Raw genomic sequence first — 21,477 nt, 5'->3', positions numbered from 1 at the left:
CAGCAGGGAAAGATAAGACAGGGGATCATTATGCCATCTCGTTCGTTCAGGCTGCTCCACGCAGCTATGCTCACCGGTGCCGCCAATATTGCTATCGTCGGATCGGCGCATGCGCAGGAACAGGCCATGTCGTTTAACATGCCAGACCAGTCTCTATCTTCTGCATTGAAGGATTACGCGCTGAAAACCGGCAAGAACCTCGTCTATCCACCCAGCATGATTGCAAATAAAAGGGCCAATGCGATCAATGGCCGACTGACCCCAACCCAGGCTTTGCGGTTGCTGCTTCGCGGAACCTCCATTTCCTTTCGGGAAATCCAGCCGAATGTTGTTACGCTTAGAATTGCCGACACGTCTCAACGGAGAAATGCTGCGAGATTTGCTGTTGCTTCGCCGACTGCAGTGCAGGCCGCATCCATTTCTACCGCTGCACAAAATGATGGTTCATCGGATGACGGCAGTACAGGTGTTGTCGCGGGAACGGTCGTAAACAGAAGCACCGGTGCTGCGTTAAAAGGGGCATTGGTGCGGGTCGATGGAACCAACTTGGAAACGATAACCGACGATCGCGGTCATTATTATTTTCCAGCGGTTCCGCGCGGACAGCAGATCATTCGTGTGGAATATCTTGGCGAGCAAGCAAGGACCGCGATAGTGTCAGTATCCCCTGGCTCGCGTCAGCAAGCCAATGTGCAAATTGGTGATGCCAATCAGGATATTGTGGTTTTCGGTTATCGCAGTTCCATCCAACAAGCGCTGAACAAGCAGAAAAATGCGGACAACAGTGCGACGGTTGTTTCGTCTGACCTGTTGGGTGGCTTTCCTGCTGAGACTGTTTCGGAGGCTTTGCGACGCGTACCGGGCGTGGCCTTTGGGCGCGATGATGAAACGGGTGAAGGGTCGCGAATCACCGTTCGAGGGTTTAGTTCGGAAGCGATTAATGTGCAGCTTAACGGGCTGGAGTTGCAGGGCACCAGTTTTGATCGCACCATCGACTTGAGTGGATTTCTGGCCGACAATATTTCGCAGGTTACTATTCACAAATCTTTGTTGCCAAGCCATGAATCAACGGGGTCGGGCGGTCTGGTTGAAATTGAAACTAAATCAGGGCTCGACTACGGGGATTTTGCACTAAATCTGAGCGCTGAAGGCGAGCGGAACTTCAAAAGTCGATTTGGTGATGAATATCAATTCAACGGGACGCTCGCAAAGAAGATAACACCTAATTTTGGTGTCGCCGCGACAATTCAGTATCGCAAGACCGATCGATCAAACTACGATGTGTCGATTGTTGATATTATACCGCCAGTATTCCCAATAGGTTTTAATACCATAACCCGCATTCCCGCAAGCTTTGAATTCCCCTTTGATCCAGAAGTCAACCAGCAGCTTATAACGAGCTCTTCCTATACTCGCCGAGAGCGGGCTGAAGAGTCGATCGTCGGTTCGATAAACTTTGCGTGGGACATTGCAGATCACACCAAGTTGAGATTGGATTTGCAACGTAACGTCAGGGACGTCCAAAGCAGCAATGCATTGGCAGCGATTGGTTTTAGAACCTTTCGTCGGGAGATGCCGATCCCTGAACTTGGCGGAGAAGTGAGACAGCGCCAAACGCTGACGGCTCTCGTGCCTCGGCAGAATTTTACAGCGCGAGACGAAAAGCTCACTTCAGACACTATAAGCTTTCGCGGCGATACAAATGTTGGCCGTTTTGAAATATTCTACAAGGCTGGATATGCGCGATCGCGCGCAGAGGGCAATAATAGTTCTATTGCTTTGCTTCAGACCGCTTCGACTGATATTTTCGACTTGATCAACCCTTCAACGATCCTCGTAAATCCTGATGATGATGCAGCACAGACGCCACGTGTTGTCGGAGGCGGTTTCTTTTTTGCGGACAATGGTATCCCGGTTCCTTCACTTACAGCCGAAGGATTGGCGCGTATTTCAGATCCGTCCAGATATGATGTGCGTTTCGCAACTGTGAACCCAATTGATAACCCGACGACGTCGTATAGCGCGGAATTGAAAGCGCGATATATTCCGGCTCCTGACTTTATTGACTATGTTGAAATAGGATCAAAATATAATAGAAACGTTCGAGAAACTGTCGGTACATTTTCCGATCCACGACAAGTTCTCAGTCAAAGATTTTCGAGGATTATTGGCCGAGAAACGCCATTATCAGTGTTTGATTCCGGAACTTTTAGCAACGAAGATTTTGGTAGACTTGGCGCAAACGGTTTTTTTGTTCCGTTTTTGACATCGGATGTCTCAAAGAGTATTTTCGCCCAACTGCCTGATTTTGTGGCCGATGATCCGGCTACTATGTTCAATGAAGAGCGCTACACTTTTTCTGACTTCACGACAGTGGATCCGATATTAGATAGCGCTGGCTTCCTTCGGCCGACCAAAACCATTGAAGAGAAAATTGCAGGCTATCTAGAAGCGAAGGTGAACTTTGGTCGCTTTGATTTGGTAGCCGGCGTTCGATATGAGCGCGAAAGACGCGACGGACAGCAGATATCTTCACCAACGGTGATATTGGATTTGCCGGGTATCCGGAGAGAACCACGAGAGACGTTTGTGGATGCCGGTCTTGTGTTTGTTGATAGCACTGCAGGCACTGTGCAGACTTGGACGCCGAGCTTTCTTGCAACATATCGTCCCAACTCCAATATCGTGGCGAGACTGGGTTACTTCCGTTCTACAGTCCATCCAGATATCAGGCTCCTTAACCGAGGGAGGAGTTTTAGCGTCGATTTGCGCCCGGCTTTTGCAAACGTAACAATTCGGGAGGCCAATCCAAATTTGAAGCCATCAACGACCGACAATGTTGATTTCGATATCGCTTACTATTTCGATGATACACCTGGACTGGTTCGCGCGTCACTATTTTATAAGAAGATCAGCAACAATTTCACAAACGTGCTGTCTTCATCGGCTGAAAATGGAGACGTAGAACAGCGGTTTCGTGAGAGATTTGCACCTCTAGCAGATACGCGGCCAGAGTTTCTGGAGTTACAGCCGAATACGGAATTCTTGGTCAATCGGCCAGAAAATGGTGAAGGAGGAACCATTTGGGGAGCCGAGTTCGAGGTTACTCGGCGGTTGAATTTTCTACCAGGATTCCTCAGTGATTTCGGAATATTAGCCAACGCGACCTATACTAATGGTGACTTCCCGACTTTGGTTTCGGCTCGCGATGACAATGGCGATATCATTCAACTCAGTCTTGATCGGGCTCTGCGTGATCAAGCGCGATGGGTTTACAATCTATCGCTGGACTATGAGCGTGATGGATTTCAGGGGCGTGTAATTTTTACACATCAGGATGCTACTGCTCAGACTTTTGACGAGTTCAATCTGAACACTGTTATCCCATCGTACAGCACATTGGACGCTCGTTTTTCTTACAGTTTTGAACGCTTCGGTGGTCTTTTCACTGTGTTTGTAGAAGGTGACAATCTTCTGCAAGGTTCCAAAGAAGCCGATATTCGCTCCACTACCAGTTCACAATTCGGTATCGGCAGTGCAGACTTTAACTTCCCTCAAAGCCTCCAATTTAACGGCGGCCGCACCGTCACAATGGGTATCCGTGCCAATTTCTAAAGCCCATCTGTTTCCTGGGGTCGATCGTTCCCACCCTAAACCTCGTATCGGCCTCAGGAGACAGAACCGACTGATGAACTCTTGTCGCGCGCCGTAATAGATGATGCTTGGGTAGCAGATAATTTTCCCCATATATTGAGGAATTTGTTTGGAAGCGCGTCCTATATAGTAATAGCTTTGAACAAGATCAGATAAATCCCCCTGATTCTCTGGAGAATTTGCAATGCGACAGTATATCCGGTTGCTACTTCCTTCTGCGCTGCTTGCAGTTTTTTTGACCTTAGGGCCTAGTCCGGCATTGGCCAAAGATGCAGGTCGCAAAAGCGGCTTTGCGCATGACCGAAGCGATCTAAAACCGGACACTCGCGTGGTTTATGGAATACTGGCTAACGGGCTGCGTTATGCAGTCATGAAAAACAGCACCCCAAGCGGTGTGGCCGCTTTAAGGATGCGCATCGCGACGGGGTCCTTGAACGAAACCGAAGAACAGCGCGGTATCGCGCATTTCCTGGAACATATGGCGTTTAACGGTTCCAAAAATGTGCCTGAAGGGGAGATGGTCAAACGTTTGGAACGCTATGGCCTGGCCTTTGGCGCAGACACCAATGCGAGCACAGGGTTTAGTCAGACAACCTATAAGCTTAACCTGCCAACGGTCGGTGAAGAAATCTTGAATGAGGCTTTTTTCCTCATGCGCGAAACGGCAGAAAATCTAACGTTGGACAAAGATGCGATCGAACGGGAGCGTGGCGTCATTGCCTCTGAAAAACGCAGCCGAGATTCTGTGAACTTTCGGGCTCTCGTTGCGAATATGGGCTTTCTGACCCAGGGTAGTGGTTTGGTCGACCGATTGCCCATTGGCATTGATGAAACTATCGCCACCATGCCCCGCTCGGAATTTGTCAAATATTATCGCGGTTACTACCGTCCGGAAAATACATTTATCGCTTTCATCGGCGATGTAGATACTGCCGAAGCGATCAAAAAAATCGAAGCCTATTTCAGCGATTGGAAACCGAGCATGCCGGCGCTTGCCCATGCTAAAACTCCATCAGCTGAAATTGTTCCGGGCAAGATCGGCTATCATCAAAATGATGAGATTCTTACTTTTGTGTCCTTGGGTGCTTTAAGCCCTTATGAGCGACGCGATGATACAATTGCGGAGCGAAAAAACACCTTCTCACGTATTTTGGGTATGCGAATGCTGAATCGTCGTTTGTGGCGAAAAACAGAGACAGGAGACGCCGACTTTCTGGATGCAACGGTCAGCCGCTATACAGCAGAACAAACCGTTGATGGTATGATCGTGCGATTGCGCAGTCGTCCGGAAAACTGGCAAAAGGCCCTTGCAGCTGGTGATCAGGAGATCCGCAGTATTTTGACCTATGGCTTTTCCCAAGCCGAGTTGGACGAACAAATGGTTAGGGCGCGCAAGAGTTTTGAGACGGCTGTGGATCGCAAATCGACCCGCAAGACCTATTCACGCGCGGAATATAACTACGCCAATGAGCTGGTGAACAGTTTTGCGCAGGAACGCGTGTTCACCTCGCCAGAAGACAATCTTGCGATATTTGAAAAATTTGCGGCCAATATCTCTCTCGCGGAGATCGAGCGTGTGTTTCGAGAGCGTTGGGCGAGCTTCGATGAACCCGTTATTTATCTGGCAACCAGCGCCAAATTGGAAAACCCCGAAGAAGAAATCCGGTCGGCTTTTTCAACCTCTCGTCAAATTGCGCTGTCAGCGCCGGAAAAAAAGGAAGCTCAGGAATTTGGCTATACACAATTTGGAACGGCAGGAAGTGTCAGCAGCGAATCCTACCTTCCAGATGCTGACGCTTATCGCATAACCTTTACCAATAATGTGCGCCTGAACTTCAAGCAGACAGACTTCGACACCGATACGATCGGTATTCGGGTGCGAGTCGGTAGCGGCTTTCTCTCTATGCCTCGCAAAAGTGAAGAGCTACGGAGGCTTGCAGAAAACCTGATCGGCGACAGCGGTGTGGTTGGACATCGTGCTGACGATCTAGCAACACTTTTTGCAGGGAAAAGGGTGGCGGCGAGAGTGCGGCTGCGTCCGGACAATGATGCTTTGGAGGTTATCGGCAGGACTGGCCGGGAAGATCTGGCCGATCAATTGAATCTGATGACGGCACATGTCGTCGCGCCGGCCTACCGGCACGAAATCGCGAAACGCTATTGGGAAAAAATGAAGGCCTGGTATCCAACCCATGATGCCACCCCGATGACAGTGGCAGAGAAGGTGTTGCCGCGCATGATCCGTTCTGGTGATCCGCGCTATGGTTATACCGATCTGGAAGCTTTTCTGTCTCCCCAAATTCAGGAAGTTCGAGATTGGATTAGTCCGCAACTGGAGAATGGATTGATCGAAATTACGATCGTTGGTGACATTGATCGAGAAACCGCCATTGCAGAGGCTGCCAGGACATTCGGCGCTTTGCCCAAACGTGCCAATAGCAAGAATGCATATCCAGAAATGCAGATGCTGGATTTTCCAGAGGCGCCTGCTGAGCCGTTTGTATATTATCATCAAGGGAATCCGGATCAGGCGGTTGTGCGTGTCTATTGGCCGGCGCCAGATGCTTCCGATCCAAGTAATATATTCAAGATGCAGGTCTTGCGCAGCATCTTTAGAAACCGCCTGACAAGCGTTTTGCGTGAAGAAATGGGGGCAACCTATTCACCGGGTGCCGGAATATTCGCGAACGATCTGTTTGAAGGCTATGGATATATATTCGCCAGCGTTACCGCCGCCCCGGAAAAAGCAGAAGATATCCGGCAAGCCGTTCTGGCCGTTGGTAAAGATCTTGCGACGGGGACCATCGATCAGGATATTTTTGGGCGGGCGGTCAAGCCGATTATCGACGATATTGACAGCACATTGGAGAATAACAGCTATTGGTTGTCAGTTCTGGGCGATGCTCAGACAGAGGGTCATGGAATAGCCCGACATCGGGTGCGCAAGATGGTTTTGGAAACCATGACGGTTGAAGACATAAAAGCTCTCGCATCACAGGTTTTTACCAGCGAAGATGCCGTCGCCGCCTATATCCTCCCTGCAATGGACAGGAATGGTGCTGTCGATATTGTGCAGGCAATGGACTCGAATCCTTAGACAGCGCAACAAGGTACTTCATATTAGAATAAAGGGCGGAGATGCCGATGTGCTCATACGGCCAATCGACCGACCTTCAGACTGGGTCTAACTATGCGATATGTGCAGGACCGGTTCACCCTGCTCGTTTGCCAAATATTGAAAATGGTGGTGAGCCCTGCTGGGTTCGAACCAGCGACCTACTGATTAAAAGTCAGTTGCTCTACCGACTGAGCTAAGGGCCCACAACTGCGCAATTGCTGCTGCGAAGCGCCTCCCTAGTGGGGCTTGGCGTTCTGGTCAAGCGGCTTTGAGCGCTTTTGTGAGGTTTTTAAGTTTTGCCAATTCGGTAAGCCAGTTGCCTGATTGTCAGGCCGGTAACAGGATCGCTCCAATCAGCCGCAATTTCAGCGGCTGGGCGGAGGACGAACGGTCGTTTTTGCATCTCAACATGGGGTATGGTGAGGGCCGGAACATGACTGTAAAAGGAGCCTCCGCCCCACAAGATAATATCAAGATCAAGAACCCGCCGGGACCATCGAACTCCGCGCCTTGAACCAAACGCTGATTCGATAGACTTTAATGCGTTCAACAAGCTTTTGGGATCATGCTGGGTTTCGACCAGAATCGCGGCATTGGCATATTGCCGATTTGACGGTCCGATTGGCCGTGATTCTATTATCGACGATCTTCTGAGAACCGTGATTGCATTGGCATCCAGTTCAGCCATTGCCGCTTTAAGTACCGCGCGTGGCAAACCATAGCGGATATGGCGCTGATTGGAGCCCAAGGCGATCAGATAACGGCTTTCTGGCATCAGGCTCCGATAGATAAATGCTTTCGCATAAATAGTTTCAAGGCGACTGAAGCGCTGCTACCATGGAACCGGCTGAAGACAAACTGAGGAAATATGTAATGAGCATTATCCACCGAAAACCAGGTAACGCAGTGTTATTGCTTGCGGGATTAAGCCTGGCGCTTGGGGCGTGTAGCGGTGGCGGCTCGGAATCTGGGCTAGCACCGGCAGAAAGCATTGCACGAGCGACTTTGATGGGGGCTGATCAAGCGCAATATGGCGAAGTCATTATTGGTGAGGGCGATGGTGGATTAATCGTCCGGATAGATGCTCGCGGGCTGGGACCTGGGCCACGCGGCGTGCATATTCACGAGACAGGGAAATGTGAAGGGCCGGACTTCAAATCGGCGGGTGGGCACTGGAATCCCACCAACCGACAGCATGGGTTCGACAATCCGCAAGGTGCACATATGGGTGACTTGCTAAATCTGGTTATTGGTGATGATGGCTTCGGTTCGGCTGAGGCTACAATAGATGGTGCTAGCTTGAAAGAGGGCTCCAATGCGCTAATCGATGCAGATGGCGCAGCATTTATTGTTCATGCCGGTCCAGATGATATGAAGACTGATCCATCGGGAGAAAGTGGTGGCCGGATAGCATGCGGTGTTTTCGAACTTCAAAAATTTGAGCCGACACGATAACTTCCATTCAATGTTGGATCGTGTGAGGGCGATCATATATCTCCAATAAAAATACCTTATAAAATTAGCTATCGGGGGGTCGTATGGCTATTTCAGTTCTTTTTGTTTGTATGGGCAATATTTGCCGGTCACCTTTGGCGGAGGCTGCACTGCGCCAACAATGTGGGTTGGCGCACAAAAGTATGATTATTGACTCGGCTGGTACGCATGACTGGCACGAAGGTCGACCGCCGGATGACCGAGCGCAGGCTGTAGCTGCAAAAAATGGCGCTCCCATTGACCACCTGCGTGCACGCCCGGTCCGAGCCTCTGATTTTCGGAATTTCGATTATATCATCGCGCTTGATGGCGATAATCTAAGCCGCTTACAGGCCATTCAGCCAGCAGATAGCGTGGCCGTGTTGTCACTATTTCTAGACCATGTTGAAGGGCGAGAAGGAGAAGGCGTCATTGATCCTTATTATGAGAGTGATGAGGCATTTGATACAACCTGGGCCGATGCAGTGGCTGGCGCAAAGGCGCTTATCGATAAATTGACTTGAGCCCGCTGCCACTCACTAAGCACCAGCGATAGATCATATTCATAGAGAGCGATTTGCGGCATATTTGATGCCCATATTTTCATTTCTTGGCAGAAATTCGAATATCGATTGATGGTGTCTATCGCTGGTGCTTATTGATTTTGCAGGTTCGATCTTCGGTTTTTCTTGAAAAATTCACACAATCAACCGATATTGGGTGAGATAGCGTCGCATTTTTGTATTAAGCGGCTGAATAAACCGAGGAGTTTGAATATTATGGCATGGCCTGACCCTAGAACGACAATGTCGCGCGCACCCGTTGGAACTGCGCCACAATCCGATGTCGCTTATGACGCTGGATTGCGTTCGTACATGCTTAAAGTTTACAACTATATGGCCAGCGGCGTGTTGTTGACCGGTATAGTAGCTATGCTTTTTGCCAGCTCTGGCATGGCGGCCGAAATCATGTTTGGTGGTGGTCCGCTGAAATGGGTGATTATGTTGTCGCCATTGGCCATTGTTTTTGCCATGAGCTTTGGCCAGAATAAATTTTCGACATTCACGCTTCAGGCCATGTTCTGGGGCTTTGCAACCCTCATGGGCCTTTCTATGTCGACAATTTTTCTCGTCTTTACGGGCGCATCAATTGCGCAGACCTTCTTCGCAACCGCAGCTGCTTTCTTAGGGCTGAGCCTCTTTGGTTACACAACCAAGAAAGATCTGTCTGGCTGGGGCAGTTTCCTGATCATGGGCGTTATTGGTCTGATCGTTGCAATGGTGATTAACATCTTCCTGCAATCCACGATGTTCCATTTCGTGATCAGCGCCATTGGTGTTCTGATCTTTGCAGGTCTGACTGCCTATGACACCCAGCGGATCAAGAGCATGTATGCTTATGTTGCTGGCACCGACATGGTTGGCAAAGTGGTGATCATGAGTGCACTGAACCTCTATCTGGACTTCATCAACATGTTCCAGTTCTTGCTGAGCTTTATGGGCAGCCAAGAATAAGCTTTGGTTCATATGTTTTGATTTAGAACAAAGCCCAGCGGGAAACTGCTGGGCTTTTTCTTTTGGCGGTTGGTCGTTTTCCCGTTGCTAATGCTGGACAATCCTAAACGCCCGGCATAGGAAACGCGACAGTTTATAGGGGAGAGTAAAGTGATACAGGGTTTTAAAAATCTACGCCTTTTGGTTGCCACAGCGGCTGTTTCTGTTCTCGCAGCGTGTCAGACCGCTCCTGCTCCCGTGGCGTCACCCGCGGTGCAACAACCCCAATATACGCCGCGTGCTCCCACAACTCCCTTTGGAGCGAGTGCCAATACCATTGTCCCGCCTTTGCGCGCGGACGGCCTGCGTCAGACCATCAACCGTGATCTGGGTCCACTGGAAACACTATGGCATGTTCGCGCTGCTTTAAATGTAGCGGCGCTAAGCTGTACTGGACCGCAATATGCGCGCCTCGTAAGCGATTACAACGCGTTTATCGGCAACAACAAAAAATATCTTCGCAATGCTAACAGCGCGATCATAAGCAAGTTTCGTCGAGAGCAGGGCAGCGGCTATAAACAGGCGCATGATCGTCATCAGACCAGCCTCTATAATTACTGGTCATTCTCGCCGTTGCGTCGTCCTTTTTGCGATCAGGCAGTTCAAGTAAGTCAACGGGCGATTATCACAAAAGAAGATGGCATGAAGGATTTTGGCGCGCAGGCGCTGGCTGAATTGGAAAAACCCTTCAATGATTTCTATCTTGCCTATGAAGAATATGAGCGCGATCTTGATGCTTGGCGCCTTCAATATGCGCCGGAACAGGCTCGTGACGCAGCTGATGAAACGATCAACACAACGGGACTGACTAAAGAAAATTAGTCTCCCGCAATCATAAATCGTGCAGATAAAAATAAGGCCAGATGGGGTAAACCATCTGGCCTTTATCTTTCAGGCTCAGAGAGATGAGGAAAGAGCGCTGAAAGAAGGAGGAAGAAGTTAAAAGCCGAAGCGAACGCCCACGGAGCTTTTGTCAAAAGCTGCTGGTCCTGCATCAGACAAAAAGTCCGACCGGATCGAGCTGGAAAGAAAACGTCCGGGGGTGACTGCATCCACGCCGCTATCTTGTGCTGTTGAGCGATAAGAAAACTCTTGTGGAACGAATAGGTTGGCAATTCCGATACTGGATTGTTCAGTCGGAGACGCACCTTCATTTTTGACGCGGTAACCAGGCTCAAATGTGTTGGTCATGGTCGCCATGAAACTATGGTCCTGTTGGTTTGCGACGCCAGCGAGATCAAATTTGCTAATCGGTAGATTAACAGCCTGCTGCTTTTGGGGAGTTGCGATCTCTACCATGCTTTGTGTGTCGATGGCGGAGTCTGCAAATGCGGGCGTTGCGGTAATGCTAACAATGGCAGCAGCGGCGGCGATAAACGAATTTTTCATGACTTCGTCCTTCCTATCTGTTGCAACATGCGTTTGCTTGCTGCATTCATAGGAGGTTTCGCGGCTGTACCGAATATGGTTACAGGGCGCCTGTTTTTTTATCGAGAAAATTGCTCAATAATTGATTTTTGATAGGCGGAGTAGTTTCTTCTGTCGCGGTAACCCTAGCTTTCTGGCATCAGTGCGGCATCAATTGCCTTGGCTTCCTTATATTTGTCGCGAGTCCGCAAACGCTCTGCATAAGCTTGGAAACTGTCACGCTCCGGGAAACTTTGAAACTGCAGGCCCCAGTCAACTTGCGAGCCGACATAGACGTCCGCCATGGTGAAGCGATCGCCACATACATAAGCACGGGATTGCAGCATCTGATCCAAAACATCCATGGCACGGTCATAACTACCGTAACCTGCAGTACGCTCTTGCTCTTCTGTAGGGGACAGGCCGAAATTACGATCCAATACTGCCTGTTCAATCGGCCCTGCCGCGAAAAACAACCAGCGGTAGTAGTCCGCGCGCTCATCTGCTGTAGGCGCGAGGCCGGCTTCCGGAAAACTATCGGCCAGATACGCACAAATCGCCGCGCATTCTGTCACTGTCCCGCCATTGTGTACAATAGCAGGAACCTTGCCCATCGGATTGATGGCGAGATATTCATCCGATTTCATTTCGCCTTCATATGCAATGATCTTCTGATCATAGTCGGCCCCCGCCTCATGTAGCGCCCATCGCGCGATTTGACCACGGGACATGGGGTTGGTGTAAAAAGTGAGCGGTGATGGAGTTGGGGACATTATCTGCTCCTTTATTGTCGAGGATTGAAATCATAGCAAATTGATAGATGTTTTGCAGTTGGCACTTATTTAAACTGACGTCTTTCGCCGACGCTATTGCTTTCCATATTTTCCTTCGATCTGACGCAGAATTTCAGCCAGCGAGCGTTCCGGTGCGGGCGTGAAGGTCTTTCTGGTCTTGCTCAGTTTCTCCATGCGGTCGAGACGAAACATGCGAAAGTCATCGCGTAGTTCGCACCAGGCAACCAAAGTCCATGTCTTGCCCCAGAACCATAGGCCCAGTGGTTGAACAGTACGGTTGGTCGCCGCACCTTCCTGATCATTATAATCAAAGGATAGTATATCGCGGGCATCAATGGCGGCCTCACACAGATCAATCACATCTCTGGTTTGCTCACCGATACCCATTTCGGGAGCGAATATTTTGGTGCCGCCGACCCGGTTACGTTCCTTTTCCGGCAATACCGTTTCGATTTTCACCAACGACTCTTCTGCTGCGGTTCTCATAGCGGTACCGCCCCATGCGCGCACCATGCGAGCGCCAGTGACAAGAGCGACAATTTCTTCCCGCGTGAACATCAAGGGCGGCAAATCAAAGCCGCTGCGCATGATATAGCCAATACCGGCTTCACCATCGATCGGAACGCCTGTCGATTGCAAATCGGCAATGTCACGATAGATGGTGCGTTCGGATACCTCCAAGCGCTCGGCCAGCATGGCCGCAGTGACAAGCCGACCGCCACGCAGATATTGGACAATCTGAAAGAGGCGGTCGGCTCTGCGCATATCTAGTTTTTGAAAATACCGAGCGAATTGCCCTCGGTATCCTTGGCATAGAAGAAGGAACCGGCGGGAATTTGTATCACGTCTGATACGACTTCGCCGCCGCCTTTCTTCACGCGCTCCATAGCATCGTCAAGATAGCCATCAACCGCGAGATGTGCAGTAATTCCATCGCCTTCGGTTGCCGGCTTTCCTTCGTACAGGTGGCCAGATGACGCGTTTTCGCCTTCATAGGGCAGCATCATGATCGGTTGCGGACCTGCTTCATTCTTCGTGAGCGGAGCTTCCAGCAACGTTTCATAAAAGCTGGAGGCTCTTTCCAGATCATTGACGGGAATTTCGGTCCAGACAAGGCGGTTATTTTTTACTTCGGTCATTAACTTGCTCCTCTTCTTTGTTGGGGACAAGTTCGCTATGCCATAGCCCTCCTGACAGCATATTGTCAGGAGGGTCCAATTATTTTTCCTTTATTGACTGTCGGTGTCGAGAAGGATCTCAAATCCGCCATAGATTAAACGTTTTCCATCCATTGGCATTTCTGCACCCGGGGCTGGCATACGGGTATCTTCAAGCATTTTTTCAGCACCATTCTCAAACGCCTCTTTGGACGGCCATTCCGCATAGCCGAATGCGATAGCTTCACCGGCCTTCGCCTGAACCGCTTGCTTGAAATCGGTGGCCTCGCCACTTTTTATTCCCGCTGCCCAGCCATCGGCGGCGTGTATTGCGCCATTGTCAATTGCTATATCACGCATCGTCTTGCACATGTCGGCAAAGGCTTCGCGCTTTTCTTTGGGGACAGGGGCAACATAACCTTGCACATAGCCTGCCGGGCCGCTTGTCCCGCTCTCACCGACTGTTTCAAAGCCTGAATAGATCATCCGCATGCCGTCAAACGGCATTTCTGAGGGCTCCTCCATTCGTTCATCACTCCCCATGTCCTGATGAGCCTTAAAATATCGTTCCTTTGTCCCCCAATCGATCCACGAGAAGACAATATTCTCGCCCTTTTCAGCCTTCACCGCTCCGTACATGTCGGTAAGTTTGCCTCGCGGAAGGTCGGATCCCCAGCACTCGACAATCCGCTGGGCCCCATAGTCAGTAAAAAGTGGCACGGACTCTTGCGCCATTTTTAGATAGGCTCCCTTATTGGCTTCGGGAACCGGAATGATGAATCCTTGAAAATAACCCATTTGCTCTCTCCTCATCCCGAATATAGCAAATTTGAGCTTTCTAATCACGCGCGCACAAAAAAGCGGCGTGAGACCAGTCACGCCGCTTTTTGTTTTTGGGCAGCAGACGGCGAGTCTGCTTTTCAAGTGAAACTACTTGTTCTTGGTTGGCGTCTTTTTCTTTGGTGCCGGTTTCTTCTTTTTCTTTGTCGAGGGCGCAGATGGCGTGATCTCGAAACCGAGTTCATTGTCCTTCAAATGTACCTTAACTTCGCCGCCATTCATCAGCTTACCGAACAGAAGCTCCTCGGCCAAAGGCTGCTTGATTTTCTCTTGAATCAAACGGCCCATTGGACGTGCACCATAGAGCTTGTCATAGCCTCGCTCGGTCAGCCATTTGGTCGCATCGTCGTCAAGCGTGATGTGAACATTCTGATCAGCCAGTTGCAGCTCAAGTTCAAGAATGAATTTCTCGACAACCCGCGACACAACCTCTGGCGGCAGATAAGCGAATGGTACAATGGCATCCAGACGGTTGCGGAATTCAGGGGTGAACATTTTCTTCACCGCTTCATCGCCAGCATCTTCCTTGGATACATTGCCGAAGCCGATACCTTCTTTCGCCATGTCGGACGCACCAGCATTGGTGGTCATGATCAAAATGACATTGCGGAAATCGACAGTTTTGCCGTGATGGTCGGTGAGTTTACCATTGTCCATGACCTGCAGCAGGATGTTGAAAAGGTCCGGATGGGCTTTTTCAATCTCGTCGAGCAGCAACACACAATGCGGGTTCTGATCAACAGCATCGGTGAGCAATCCGCCCTGATCATAGCCGACATAACCTGGAGGGGCACCGATCAGCCGAGAGACGCTGTGGCGTTCCATATATTCGGACATGTCAAAACGTTTGAGTGGAATGCCCATGATCGATGACAATTGCCGCGCAACCTCGGTTTTACCGACACCGGTCGGCCCGGAGAACAGATAATTGCCTATGGGCTTGTTCGGTTCACGCAGGCCGGCACGAGATAGTTTGATCGCGCTCGAAAGCTTTTCAATCGCCGCATTCTGGCCAAAGACAACACGCTTGAGATCCTTGTCGAGATTTTCGAGCGTCTTCTTGTCATCTTTCGATACGGATTTGGGCGGGATGCGCGCCATCGTCGCGATAACCGCTTCAATATCCTTGGTCGTGATCATTTTCTTGCGGCGGGAAGGCGGCAACAACATCTGCATCGCGCCAACCTCATCGATAACGTCGATCGCCTTGTCCGGCAGTTTGCGATCGTTGATGTAACGGGTTGAGAGTTCCACTGCAGACTTCAGGGCATCAGGTGCATAGCGTACCTTATGATGCTCCTCAAAGGCTCCGCGCAGGCCAGCAAGAATCTTGATCGTATCCTCAACGCTGGGTTCGTTGACATCAATTTTTTGGAATCGACGCAGCAAGGCGCGATCCTTTTCAAAATGATTGCGGAATTCTTTGTAGGTGGTTGAACCGATGCACCGGATGATGCCCCCTGACAGAGCAGGCTTCAGCAAATTCGATGCATCCATTGCGCCGCCGCTGGTCGCGCCGGCACCGATGACCGTGTGGATCTCGTCAATAAACAAGATCGCATCCGGCATTTTTTCAAGCTCGGCAACAACCTGTTTCAGCCGTTCTTCAAAGTCACCGCGATAGCGCGTTCCTGCAAGCAGAGACCCCATATCAAGCGAATAGATGATCGCAGGCTTCAATACGTCAGGAACGCTTTCTTCCACGATCCGAAGGGCCAAGCCTTCAGCAATAGCGGTTTTACCAACACCTGGTTCACCAACATAAAGGGGATTATTTTTGGACCGGCGGCAAAGGATCTGCACCGTACGGTCTACCTCGGCCTGACGACCGATTAACGGATCAATGCGTCCGTCTTTGGCCTTCTGATTGAGATTGACTGTAAACTGATCAAGCGCGGTTTCTTTCTTACTCTTGCCGTCCTTCTTGTCTTCGTTTTCTTCAGCGCCGGACAGTTCAGCTGGATCAACCGATTGCCCGCCCTTGCCAACACCATGGCTGATATAACTAACGGCATCGAGGCGGCTCATATCCTGCTGCTGAAGGAAATAAACGGCATAGCTCTCGCGCTCAGAAAAGAGGGCAACCAACACATTGGCACCGGTTACTTCGTCTTTTCCGGAGGATTGAACATGCAAAATTGCGCGCTGAACCACACGCTGGAAACCTGATGTGGGCGAAGGATCGATGGATTTTTCGACTTTTAACGAATCCAGTTCGCTGTCGAGGTAGAGTACAACCGCATCTTCCAATTCACCTAAATCAACACCGCAAGCGTTCATAACCTGGGAAGCATCACCATCATCTATCAATGCGAGCAGCAGATGTTCCAGAGTCGCATATTCATGAGACCGGTCAGCGGCGTTTTTCAACGCCTGATGAAGGGTCTTTTCCAATGATTCAGCGAATGACGGCATATACTTACTCCTTGATGGGACTAAAGATTGTCCCGATGGCCGGGCTATTGGTTTCGATGTTACTCAGACCTTAACTATTCGGCTTCCTCCTTAATCTATGCGCAACCCAAAAAACATCAAGGGCTATGCGCCAAGAACCATAAGCTGTGAGCTAAGGTTTCATGCTTTCTTTCTTCTTCCTCCTAAACGGCTCAAGTTGGATCGAATTAAACGCGAATATTAAGATACAGGGTTAACAAATCCTTACTTGAATTGCGGTTTTTACGATTTTTTAAACAGGCTTTCGGCGCTGGCGCGATGCGACACAGCGAAGCTTTTCTTTGCTTCACAGCGGCTTATTTCATTTTTCAATACTGAAATGCGTTTATCGAGTTCATCAACCGAAAACGGATCCAAATCCTGTTTTATCAATTGGGCTAGCGGATCATTTGCACTGCGGGGAAGATCATCGTCATCATTCATGGATTCCATCCTATCTTTTTCGGCCAATAGCGCGGGCTAATGTTGACCGGTGAGGGTTTACTGTCAATAAGAAGAGATAGGAAAACAAATGCCTTTGTGATGTTGATTGTACGGCGTTTTGGGGGATGGGATGACAGTATCTGAAACACTACAGTCTGAAATGACTGCTATAGCCATCAGCGAACCGGGCGGGCCAGATGTTTTGAAGCCCGAAACAATGCCAGTGCCGAAACCCGCTGCTGGTGAGGTTTTAATCAAAGTAGCCGCAGCTGGTGTAAACCGGCCGGATGTGGTCCAGCGCATGGGTCTGTATCCCGCGCCACCAGGAGCGTCGCCATTGCCTGGCTTGGAAGTGTCTGGGACTGTAGTTGCAACAGGAGAAGGTGTGGAGCCAGAGTGGACGGGGCGCAAGATATGCGCGCTTACCAATGGCGGTGGCTATGCGGAATATTGTGTTGCACCAGCCGGGCAATGTCTTCCTGTTCCAGAGAGTCTGACCATGGAAGAGGCGGCTGCGCTTCCTGAGACCTTGTTCACGGTATGGAGCAACCTGTTCAATCGAGGCTTTGCGCGGGAAGACGAGACCGTACTGGTTCATGGCGGTACCAGCGGCATTGGGACTATGGCGATCATGCTGGGCAAGCTTTTCGGCCTGAATGTGATTGTTACTTGCGGTTCAGACCAAAAATGCACGGCAGCCAAGACCATCGGTGCCGATCATGCAATCAATTATAAAACACAGGATTTCGTTGAAGAAATAAAGAAAATTACCGATGGACAAGGCATTGAAGTCGTCTTGGATATGGTTGCCGGTGACTATGTAGCGCGCAACCTGAACTGTCTTAAAGAAGATGGTCGCCACGTTACAATCGCCGTGCAAGGTGGAATACAGGCGACGCTAAATATGGCGCAAGTCATGATGAAACGTCTGACATTGACGGGTTCGACACTGCGCCCGCAATCAAATGATCGGAAGGCTTTGCTTGCGGATGAGCTGCATCGCTATGTTTGGCCGGATATTGAGGCGGGTAAACTTAAACCAGTAATGGACGAGAGTTTTCCACTTGCTGACGCTGCCAAAGCGCATGCGCATATGGAATCTGGCGATCATATCGGGAAGATTGTTCTGACCGTGAGCTAATGATGGACGATGAGATCGACTTTCATGGTGCAAAAGTGGCGCTATTTGTCGAAGATCAATTGCTTGTCTATCGCCGTGACAATGAAACAGACATCCCTTTTCCGAATATGTGGGATTTGCCTGGCGGAGGCCGCGAGAACGGAGAAAGTGGCGCTGATTGCGTGGTTCGAGAAACCTATGAAGAATTCGGCATCAGTTTGGATGTCGCTGCGCTCCATTATGTCGAGCATTATGAAAATTGGCGAGGTGCGAGCAGCAGGCGGGCATTGTTCTTCGTTGGCCATGTTTCACGGGATCAAGTCGCTACAATCGCCTTTGGTGATGAGGGGCAGCATTGGCAGTTGATGGAGGTTATGGAATTTTTGGATAGTGATGAAGCCGTTCCGCATTTGCAGGAACGTCTAAGCGATTATCTTGCGCGAGGCCGCTGAATTTGCGTCCAGCTGTAAACAAAGGTTCACAAAACGGGAATCATCCTGTCACAAATACAGGTTATAGGCCGTTTCCATGGATAGTTTCTTTGGGAGCAAAGCCATGGCCAAACAATTTCCGCCGATCTCCAAGTCCAATATCCCGTTACTTGACACAGATCGCTATGAAGCCCGTCTGACAAAGCAACCTCGCGTTAGTTCAATGGATCGGACGCGATACCGAACGATCTGGATATCTGATATTCATCTCGGAACCCGTGGCTGCAATGCCGATATGCTTATCGATTTTCTCGATCATGTGGACAGCGATACGCTTTACTTGGTTGGTGATATTATTGACGGCTGGCGGCTTAAAAAGAAGTTTTATTGGCCGGATAGCCATAATGATATCATCTGGCGGATATTGAAGCGCGCCAAACGGGATACACGAATTGTCTATATACCGGGAAATCACGATGAAATGTTTCGTCAGTTTACCGGGCTGAACTTTGGTGGTGTTGAAATACGCCGCTCTGCCATCCATGAAACAGCAGATGGCCGGAGGTTACTTGTTCTGCACGGAGACGAGTTTGATGCGGTGATGCTCGCTCATCGCTGGCTCGCTTTTGTTGGGGATGCCGCTTACACGACGTTGATGAGGCTGAACTGGGTGGTCAACAAAATCCGGGGACGTTTGGGGCTCCCCTATTGGTCGCTTTCGAAGATTGCAAAACACAAAGTGAAAAATGCTGTTGAATTCATCGGCCGTTTTGAAGAGCTGGTTGCCAAGGCAGCGGGAAACCGCGGCGTTGACGGTGTCGTTTGCGGTCATATCCACACTGCAGAAATGCGCGAGATTCAAGGAATCGAATATTATAACGATGGCGATTGGGTCGAAGGATGCACGGCATTGGTCGAATGCGATGATGGAAAGATGGAAATATTGCACTGGTCAGATGAAATTGCCGCACGAAAAGAACGGCAGAAACAGCCAGTAATGCTAGAAGGAATGAAGGGCGGTATGGAGCAGGCGGCATGAAAATCGCGCTGGTTACCGACGCTTGGCATCCACAGGTCAACGGGGTTGTTCGAACTCTAGATACAATTATCACGATTTTGCGTGAGTGGGGGCATGAAGTGCTGGTGATCTCTCCTGACCAATATCGTTCTGTCGCGGCGCCCAGCTATCCAGAAATTCGCTTGGCCATGACACGTGCCAGCAGCGTTGGCCGGAGAATTGCGGAATTTGAAGCCGATGCGATTCATTTGGCTACCGAAGGGCCATTATGTTTGTCGGCAAGACGCTGGTGTCGCCGAAATAAACGCACTTTTACAACTGCCTATCACACGCAATTTCCAGAGTATCTTGCCAAGAGAACGCGACTGTCTCCGCGGATTTTCTGGCTGTATATCCGATGGTTTCACGGCGCCTCAAAAGCGATCATGGTGTCTACACGGAATGTTCGGCGGCAGTTGATCACAGAAAATTTGTCGCAGGTACATCATTGGGGACGCGGCGTTGATCTTGAAAGTTTTTCACCGGATGCCGGCGTTCCAGAGCTGTTCAACAGTTTCCCAAAGCCGATCCAGCTATATGTCGGCCGAGTGGCGGTGGAGAAAAATATCGAAGCCTTCCTGAATACCGACCAGCCTGGAAGCAAGGTTGTGGTGGGTGACGGGCCCGCGCTGAATGATCTGATTAAGGCATATCCGGAGGCCCATTTTCTAGGTCGAAAATCCGGACGGGAGCTTGCTGGCTGCTATGCTGGCGCCGATGTCTTTGTATTTCCAAGCAAAACAGATACATTTGGCTTAGTATTGATAGAGTCATTAGCCTGCGGTACGCCAGTCGCAGCATTTCCAGTCACTGGGCCGGTTGACATATTGACCGAAAAGAGCGGAACAATGGACGAAGACTTGAACTTGGCGATTGCCGCGGCGCAAAAACTACGCTCGGGCGATTGCTTGGAGCGTGCTTCGCATTTTGACTGGGTGGTAAGCGCACGTCAATTTCTTGACGGGTTGGATCCGATGGAACCGGATCGGACGGTACATCTGTCACGCCGCCTCATAGCCAAAGCTACACTCGCGAAAACTTGAACACGGAAAACAAGACAAAAAAACGTGTCATAACCAAATATCTTGCCGACTCTTTCGATATCCACTACATAGAGATTAACAACAGGCCGCTCCCGAAAGGGGCGGCCCTTATTTTTTGAAAAAGGATGCCACCGTGGCCCAAGATAACCCGACCCCGCTCATGCCGCATGCAACCGCCAGCTGGTTGGTCGACAATACCGGATTGAGTTTTGAACAGATTGCAGAATTTTGCGGTATTCACATTCTCGAAGTGAATGCGATGGCTGACGATCTTGCTGGCTCGAAATATACCGGCCGTGATCCTGTGCAAGCACATGAGCTGACCAACGAAGAAATTGCGAAAGCCGAAGCTGACCCAGAATATCGGATGAAGTTGCAAAAAGGCCCGGAGCAGGTCCGCCGCACCAAAGGCCCTCGCTACACGCCTGTTTCCAAGCGTCAGGACAAGCCGGATGGCATTGCATGGTTGCTGCGTAACCATCCCGAAATTTCCGACGCACAAGTCGGCAAGTTGATTGGCACAACACGTACAACGATCAATGCTATTCGTGACCGTGAGCATTGGAATATTGCCAATATTGTTCCGAAAGATCCAGTCACTTTGGGTCTTTGCTCGCAGCGTGAATTGGACGCCGTCGTTGCCAAGGCCGCAAAAAAAGCTGGTATCGAGCCGGAAGTTCCCGAAGACAAGAAATTGGGTGGTGACAAGGAAGCTCTTATCGCTGAGCTTCATGAAGAGCGTGCCCAAGCAGAACGGGATGCAGAAGCAGCGCTTGCTGCCGAGGCCGATGATGGTGATATTGCCACTGAAGATCTGACCGCAGAAACTCTTTTTAAAGACAGCTGATTTTTAGAAACAATTTTGAAACTTCATGCCCTATAATTGTTTTGGGGCGCATGTTGCCGTTGTCTGAGCTGAAACAGAGTTAACTGTTCAGTTAAATCTGGTTGCG

19 protein-coding genes and 1 tRNA gene are annotated in these 21,477 nt (G+C 50.1%); 11 read left to right on the top strand and 9 right to left on the bottom strand.

The features are described 5' to 3' along the window. Positions 1-30: 30 nt before the first annotated feature. Both BS29_RS12385 and BS29_RS12380 read left to right on the top strand, forming a co-directional pair. Positions 31-3,615, top strand: a complete 3,585-nt coding sequence (locus BS29_RS12385) for a TonB-dependent receptor (protein ID WP_229953945.1) — start codon at positions 31-33, stop codon at positions 3,613-3,615. 298 nt (positions 3,616-3,913) lie between these two features. Continuing rightward, complete coding sequence (locus BS29_RS12380) at positions 3,914-6,751, top strand: M16 family metallopeptidase (protein ID WP_229953944.1); 2,838 nt, start codon at positions 3,914-3,916, stop codon at positions 6,749-6,751. A gap of 148 nt (positions 6,752-6,899) precedes the next feature. On the opposite strand, the gene BS29_RS12375 is transcribed toward BS29_RS12380, so the two are convergent. Further along, a tRNA-Lys gene (locus BS29_RS12375) sits at positions 6,900-6,975 on the bottom strand. Between the two features lie 86 nt (positions 6,976-7,061). Continuing rightward, the gene (gene folK, locus BS29_RS12370) at positions 7,062-7,547 is read right to left on the bottom strand and encodes a 2-amino-4-hydroxy-6-hydroxymethyldihydropteridine diphosphokinase (RefSeq protein ID WP_229953943.1); all 486 of its coding nucleotides are present in this window, start codon (positions 7,545-7,547) and stop codon (positions 7,062-7,064) included. A 98-nt stretch (positions 7,548-7,645) separates the two neighbouring features. On the opposite strand from folK, the gene BS29_RS12365 reads away from it, so the two are divergent. The 4 genes from BS29_RS12365 (at position 7,646) to BS29_RS12350 (ending at position 10,620) form a co-directional block, all read left to right on the top strand. Next, positions 7,646-8,227: a superoxide dismutase family protein gene (locus BS29_RS12365; RefSeq protein ID WP_229953942.1), complete on the top strand. Its 582-nt coding sequence runs from the start codon at positions 7,646-7,648 to the stop codon at positions 8,225-8,227. Positions 8,228-8,310: 83 nt separating this feature from the next. Further along, on the top strand, positions 8,311-8,769 hold the full coding sequence (locus BS29_RS12360; RefSeq protein ID WP_229953941.1) for a low molecular weight protein-tyrosine-phosphatase: 459 nt from the start codon (positions 8,311-8,313) through the stop codon (positions 8,767-8,769). A 282-nt stretch (positions 8,770-9,051) separates the two neighbouring features. Continuing rightward, positions 9,052-9,759 (top strand): Bax inhibitor-1/YccA family protein, encoded by a 708-nt coding sequence (locus tag BS29_RS12355; RefSeq protein ID WP_229953940.1) that lies wholly within the window; start codon positions 9,052-9,054, stop codon positions 9,757-9,759. Positions 9,760-9,909: 150 nt separating this feature from the next. Next, positions 9,910-10,620: a hypothetical protein gene (locus BS29_RS12350; protein WP_229953939.1), complete on the top strand. Its 711-nt coding sequence runs from the start codon at positions 9,910-9,912 to the stop codon at positions 10,618-10,620. Positions 10,621-10,737: 117 nt separating this feature from the next. Here BS29_RS12350 and BS29_RS12345 read toward each other — a convergent pair whose 3' ends face one another. The 7 genes from BS29_RS12345 to BS29_RS12315 form a co-directional block, all read right to left on the bottom strand. Continuing rightward, entirely contained in the window at positions 10,738-11,187 is a 450-nt protein-coding gene (locus tag BS29_RS12345; RefSeq protein ID WP_229953938.1) for a hypothetical protein, read from the bottom strand. 164 nt (positions 11,188-11,351) lie between these two features. After that, positions 11,352-11,978, bottom strand: a complete 627-nt coding sequence (locus BS29_RS12340) for a glutathione S-transferase family protein (protein WP_229953937.1) — start codon at positions 11,976-11,978, stop codon at positions 11,352-11,354. A gap of 93 nt (positions 11,979-12,071) precedes the next feature. Then, entirely contained in the window at positions 12,072-12,764 is a 693-nt protein-coding gene (locus tag BS29_RS12335; RefSeq protein WP_229953936.1) for a helix-turn-helix transcriptional regulator, read from the bottom strand. Positions 12,765-12,766: 2 nt separating this feature from the next. Then, positions 12,767-13,138 carry a VOC family protein gene (locus BS29_RS12330; protein ID WP_229953935.1) on the bottom strand — a complete coding sequence of 124 codons (372 nt, stop codon included), beginning with the start codon at positions 13,136-13,138 and terminating at the stop codon, positions 12,767-12,769. 90 nt (positions 13,139-13,228) lie between these two features. Next, the gene (locus tag BS29_RS12325) at positions 13,229-13,954 is read right to left on the bottom strand and encodes a DUF1428 domain-containing protein (RefSeq protein WP_229953934.1); all 726 of its coding nucleotides are present in this window, start codon (positions 13,952-13,954) and stop codon (positions 13,229-13,231) included. A gap of 132 nt (positions 13,955-14,086) precedes the next feature. Then, on the bottom strand, positions 14,087-16,411 hold the full coding sequence (gene clpA / locus BS29_RS12320; RefSeq protein ID WP_229953933.1) for an ATP-dependent Clp protease ATP-binding subunit ClpA: 2,325 nt from the start codon (positions 16,409-16,411) through the stop codon (positions 14,087-14,089). A 261-nt stretch (positions 16,412-16,672) separates the two neighbouring features. Further along, positions 16,673-16,873: a DUF1192 domain-containing protein gene (locus BS29_RS12315; protein ID WP_229956868.1), complete on the bottom strand. Its 201-nt coding sequence runs from the start codon at positions 16,871-16,873 to the stop codon at positions 16,673-16,675. A 130-nt stretch (positions 16,874-17,003) separates the two neighbouring features. Between BS29_RS12315 and BS29_RS12310 the strand changes: the two genes are divergently transcribed. The 5 genes from BS29_RS12310 (at position 17,004) to BS29_RS12290 (ending at position 21,371) form a co-directional block, all read left to right on the top strand. Continuing rightward, entirely contained in the window at positions 17,004-18,014 is a 1,011-nt protein-coding gene (locus BS29_RS12310) for an NAD(P)H-quinone oxidoreductase (protein WP_229953932.1), read from the top strand. Next, a complete protein-coding gene (locus BS29_RS12305; RefSeq protein ID WP_229953931.1) occupies positions 18,014-18,445 on the top strand; it encodes an NUDIX hydrolase in 432 nt (143 codons plus the stop codon). Before BS29_RS12310 ends, BS29_RS12305 begins: the two co-directional genes overlap by 1 nt. A 103-nt stretch (positions 18,446-18,548) precedes the next feature. Continuing rightward, positions 18,549-19,463, top strand: coding sequence for a UDP-2,3-diacylglucosamine diphosphatase (locus BS29_RS12300; protein ID WP_229953930.1), 915 nt, complete (start codon positions 18,549-18,551; stop codon positions 19,461-19,463). Continuing rightward, entirely contained in the window at positions 19,460-20,524 is a 1,065-nt protein-coding gene (locus BS29_RS12295; RefSeq protein ID WP_229953929.1) for a glycosyltransferase family 4 protein, read from the top strand. Before BS29_RS12300 ends, BS29_RS12295 begins: the two co-directional genes overlap by 4 nt. Positions 20,525-20,684: 160 nt before the next feature. Continuing rightward, positions 20,685-21,371 (top strand): DUF1013 domain-containing protein, encoded by a 687-nt coding sequence (locus BS29_RS12290; protein ID WP_229956867.1) that lies wholly within the window; start codon positions 20,685-20,687, stop codon positions 21,369-21,371. Positions 21,372-21,477 lie beyond the last annotated feature (106 nt).

The sequence above is a fragment of the Parasphingorhabdus litoris DSM 22379 genome (assembly GCF_020906275.1).
Lineage (GTDB): Bacteria > Pseudomonadota > Alphaproteobacteria > Sphingomonadales > Sphingomonadaceae > Parasphingorhabdus > Parasphingorhabdus litoris.
This window is presented reverse-complemented; position numbering and strand designations above follow the sequence as displayed.

Bases quoted from the DNA above. Each gene is read 5' to 3' on its own strand.
- BS29_RS12385 (WP_229953945.1), top strand. From the start codon at position 31: ATGCCATCTCGTTCGTTCAGGCTGCTCCACGCAGCTATGCTCACCGGT.
- folK (WP_229953943.1), bottom strand. From the start codon at position 7,547: ATGCCAGAAAGCCGTTATCTGATCGCCTTGGGCTCCAATCAGCGCCAT.
- BS29_RS12365 (WP_229953942.1), top strand. From the start codon at position 7,646: ATGAGCATTATCCACCGAAAACCAGGTAACGCAGTGTTATTGCTTGCG.
- BS29_RS12360 (WP_229953941.1), top strand. From the start codon at position 8,311: ATGGCTATTTCAGTTCTTTTTGTTTGTATGGGCAATATTTGCCGGTCA.
- BS29_RS12355 (WP_229953940.1), top strand. From the start codon at position 9,052: ATGTCGCGCGCACCCGTTGGAACTGCGCCACAATCCGATGTCGCTTAT.
- BS29_RS12345 (WP_229953938.1), bottom strand. From the start codon at position 11,187: ATGAAAAATTCGTTTATCGCCGCCGCTGCTGCCATTGTTAGCATTACC.
- BS29_RS12340 (WP_229953937.1), bottom strand. From the start codon at position 11,978: ATGTCCCCAACTCCATCACCGCTCACTTTTTACACCAACCCCATGTCC.
- BS29_RS12335 (WP_229953936.1), bottom strand. From the start codon at position 12,764: ATGCGCAGAGCCGACCGCCTCTTTCAGATTGTCCAATATCTGCGTGGC.
- BS29_RS12330 (WP_229953935.1), bottom strand. From the start codon at position 13,138: ATGACCGAAGTAAAAAATAACCGCCTTGTCTGGACCGAAATTCCCGTC.
- BS29_RS12325 (WP_229953934.1), bottom strand. From the start codon at position 13,954: ATGGGTTATTTTCAAGGATTCATCATTCCGGTTCCCGAAGCCAATAAG.
- clpA (WP_229953933.1), bottom strand. From the start codon at position 16,411: ATGCCGTCATTCGCTGAATCATTGGAAAAGACCCTTCATCAGGCGTTG.
- BS29_RS12315 (WP_229956868.1), bottom strand. From the start codon at position 16,873: ATGAATGATGACGATGATCTTCCCCGCAGTGCAAATGATCCGCTAGCC.
- BS29_RS12310 (WP_229953932.1), top strand. From the start codon at position 17,004: ATGACAGTATCTGAAACACTACAGTCTGAAATGACTGCTATAGCCATC.
- BS29_RS12305 (WP_229953931.1), top strand. From the start codon at position 18,014: ATGATGGACGATGAGATCGACTTTCATGGTGCAAAAGTGGCGCTATTT.
- BS29_RS12300 (WP_229953930.1), top strand. From the start codon at position 18,549: ATGGCCAAACAATTTCCGCCGATCTCCAAGTCCAATATCCCGTTACTT.
- BS29_RS12295 (WP_229953929.1), top strand. From the start codon at position 19,460: ATGAAAATCGCGCTGGTTACCGACGCTTGGCATCCACAGGTCAACGGG.
- BS29_RS12290 (WP_229956867.1), top strand. From the start codon at position 20,685: ATGCCGCATGCAACCGCCAGCTGGTTGGTCGACAATACCGGATTGAGT.